Source organism: Kitasatospora sp. NPDC047058 (assembly GCF_040643935.1).
Classification (GTDB): Bacteria; Actinomycetota; Actinomycetes; order Streptomycetales; family Streptomycetaceae; genus Kitasatospora.
This window is the reverse complement of the sequence record NZ_JBEYVJ010000697.1, coordinates 1-2,412: the sequence shown is the minus strand read 5'-3', so window position 1 is coordinate 2,412 and position 2,412 is coordinate 1. Positions and strand designations below refer to the sequence as shown.

At 75.2% G+C, this 2,412-nt stretch carries 2 protein-coding genes; one reads left to right on the top strand and one right to left on the bottom strand.

Going from position 1 to position 2,412, the window contains the following annotated elements; translation table 11 throughout:
- Positions 1-198: 198 nt before the first annotated feature.
- On the top strand, positions 199-564 hold the full coding sequence (locus ABZ885_RS39435; protein ID WP_360199759.1) for a hypothetical protein: 366 nt from the start codon (positions 199-201) through the stop codon (positions 562-564).
- Between the two features lie 150 nt (positions 565-714).
- Here ABZ885_RS39435 and ABZ885_RS39430 read toward each other — a convergent pair whose 3' ends face one another.
- Positions 715-2,274, bottom strand: a complete 1,560-nt coding sequence (locus tag ABZ885_RS39430; protein WP_360199757.1) for an alpha/beta hydrolase — start codon at positions 2,272-2,274, stop codon at positions 715-717.
- Positions 2,275-2,412 lie beyond the last annotated feature (138 nt).

Genomic DNA, 2,412 nt, shown 5'->3' with positions numbered 1-2,412 from the left:
CGCCCTCCCCCGAGGGGGCGGGGCCCGGCACGGGCGCCGCGTGGACGACGCGGCCCACGCAGAAGGGGAGCCGGTCACGGCGGCGGCCGCGCCGCTGCCGTGACCGGCACCCTGTCAGCTGTCAGGGACCGTTGCCGCCGGACCCCTCCTACGCTGCTGACCACTGGCCAGACCAGCCACATCAGAGGGAGATCCACCATGCGCAAGATCCTCCACGCCGCCGCCGCGTTCGCCCTCGCGGCCGCCGCCGTGACCACCCTCGGCACCACCGGCGCGCAGGCCGCCGACGGCTCCTGGGACGGCTGCCCGTACGGGGCGGTCTGCATCTACGGTGAGGGCGCGCCCACCTCCACCCCGCCGACCGACGTGTTCTGGAGCTACGGCGCCCACAACCTGCAGAACAAGCACGGCTGGCACTGGGTGCTCAACAACCAGTCCGGCGGCGCCCACGCCCACCTGTGCCTCGGATACAACGGCACCGACTGCAACTACGACATGCCCGCCCAGAACGGCGTCTGGGCCGACCTGGGTCCGGTCAACTCCATCACGCTCGACCGTCCGTGAGGTCCCCGAGGACCGGCCGGACCGTCCGGGACCGCCCCTGAGGAGCCGCCGCTGACGAACCACTCCTGACCGAACCGCTCGCGAACTCCGCCCGTGGCCGCCGGATGCCCCCCGGCGGCCGCGCCGCTGTCCGCCGCCCGGACTCCGGGATCAACCCGTCTGCGGGGAGGGGCAGGTGACGTCGTGCTCGGGCACCCGCCCGGCCAGGAGGTAGGACTCGACCGCGTCCCGGGCGCAGCCGTCCGGCCCGGGGTACTGGCCGTGGTCGCCGTTGCCGGTGACCGTGACCAGGCGGGAGCCGCGCAGCGCGCGGTGGGCGGACAGGGCGGCCTCGTAGTAGGTGGCCGGGTCGTGCACCGAGTTGAGCATCAGCGTGGGCGGCAGTCCGGCCCCGGTGACCCGGACCTTGGGCGCGGCCGGGGCCGGCCAGGTGGCGCACACGGCGGCGAAGGCCAGCGTCCGGGCGCCCACCAGCGGGTACCGGGCGGTGTTCTCGGCACCCCGGGCGGCCCAGACGGACAGGTCGCGCGTCCACGGGGTGTCGTTGCACGTCACGGCGAAGAACTCGGCGAGGAAGTCGGCGTCGAGGTACTGGCCGAAGACCAGCTGCGCGGTGCCGCGGGCGGTGGGGTCGGCGCCCGGCCAGTCCTCCAGCGCGGCCAGCGCGGCGGCCAGCGCCGGGAAGCCGTCCCGCTCCCGGTAGAGGGCCTTGATCGTGCCGTTGTCCAGCTGGTTGGGGCCGACGGTCAACGCGCCGTCGACGAGCGGCTGGTCGTGCAGGGCGGCGCGCCGCTGCTCCCAGCGGGCCTTGGCCTCGGCCACGGTGGAGCCGTAGTGGTAGGTGCTGTCGCGCGCGGCGAGCCAGGGCAGGAAGTCCTCCTCGAAGCGGCGCTGAAAGCTCATCGGCTGGCCGAGCTGGAACCGCTCCCAGCTGCCGTCGAAGCCGACGTTGCTGTCCAGCACCATCCGCTCGACCCGCTGCGGGAACAGCGAGGCGTAGTACGCCCCGATCATGGTGGCGTAGGACGGGCCGTAGTAGCTGATCCTCCGTTCGCCGAGCAGCGCGCGGAAGAGATCGAGGTCACGGACGGTCTGCTCGGTGGTCAGGTAGGGCAGCAGCCCGCCGCTGCGCTGCTCGCAGTCGGCCGCCAGCTTGCGGGAGTCGGCGATGACGCGCGCCCGGGCGGTGGGTGAGTCGTCGCGGAAGTCCCCGGCGAAGAAGGCCTGGACCTCCTCGGGCGTCTCGCAGACGGCCGCGGTGCTGCGGCCCACCCCGCGCTGGTCGAAGCCGACCACGTCGTACGCGGCGCCGACGGCCGGTGCGTCGCGGACGAAGTCGGCCGGCCGCAGCAGGCCCTTGCCGCCGGGGCCGCCCGCGGCCATCAGCAGGGTGCCGCGCCGCTGCGCCGGGTCGGTCGCGCGGTGCCGGGAGACCGCGATGCCGAGGTCCGGGCCGGCGGCCGGGTGGTGCCAGTCGCGCGGGACGGCCATCGTGGCGCACTCCAGCGAGGGCGCCCCGGCACAGGGCTGCCAGGCGAGTTGCTGCTGGGCGTAGCGGGCGGGGACGGCAGTCGCGGCCGAGGCCGTTCCGGCTCCGGCGGTGGCGGGCAGGGCGACGGCGGCCATCAGCACGGCCGCCAGGCCGGCCAGCGACGGCCGCCGCCGGCGCGTCCGGACCGGGGCGGACGGGGCAGGAGTGGTGACGTTCATGCTTCTGATCATCGACGGGCGGGGCGGGCCGATCGATGGTGTACACATCCGTCTTCGGGGTGGTGCCAGGGACACCACGTGACCGGTGGCCGGCACCCGGGCCGCCCCGGCCGGCGGGGCCGAGCCCCGGGGGACGGC

Bases quoted from the DNA above. Each gene is read 5' to 3' on its own strand.
- ABZ885_RS39435 (WP_360199759.1), top strand. From the start codon at position 199: ATGCGCAAGATCCTCCACGCCGCCGCCGCGTTCGCCCTCGCGGCCGCC.
- ABZ885_RS39430 (WP_360199757.1), bottom strand. From the start codon at position 2,274: ATGAACGTCACCACTCCTGCCCCGTCCGCCCCGGTCCGGACGCGCCGG.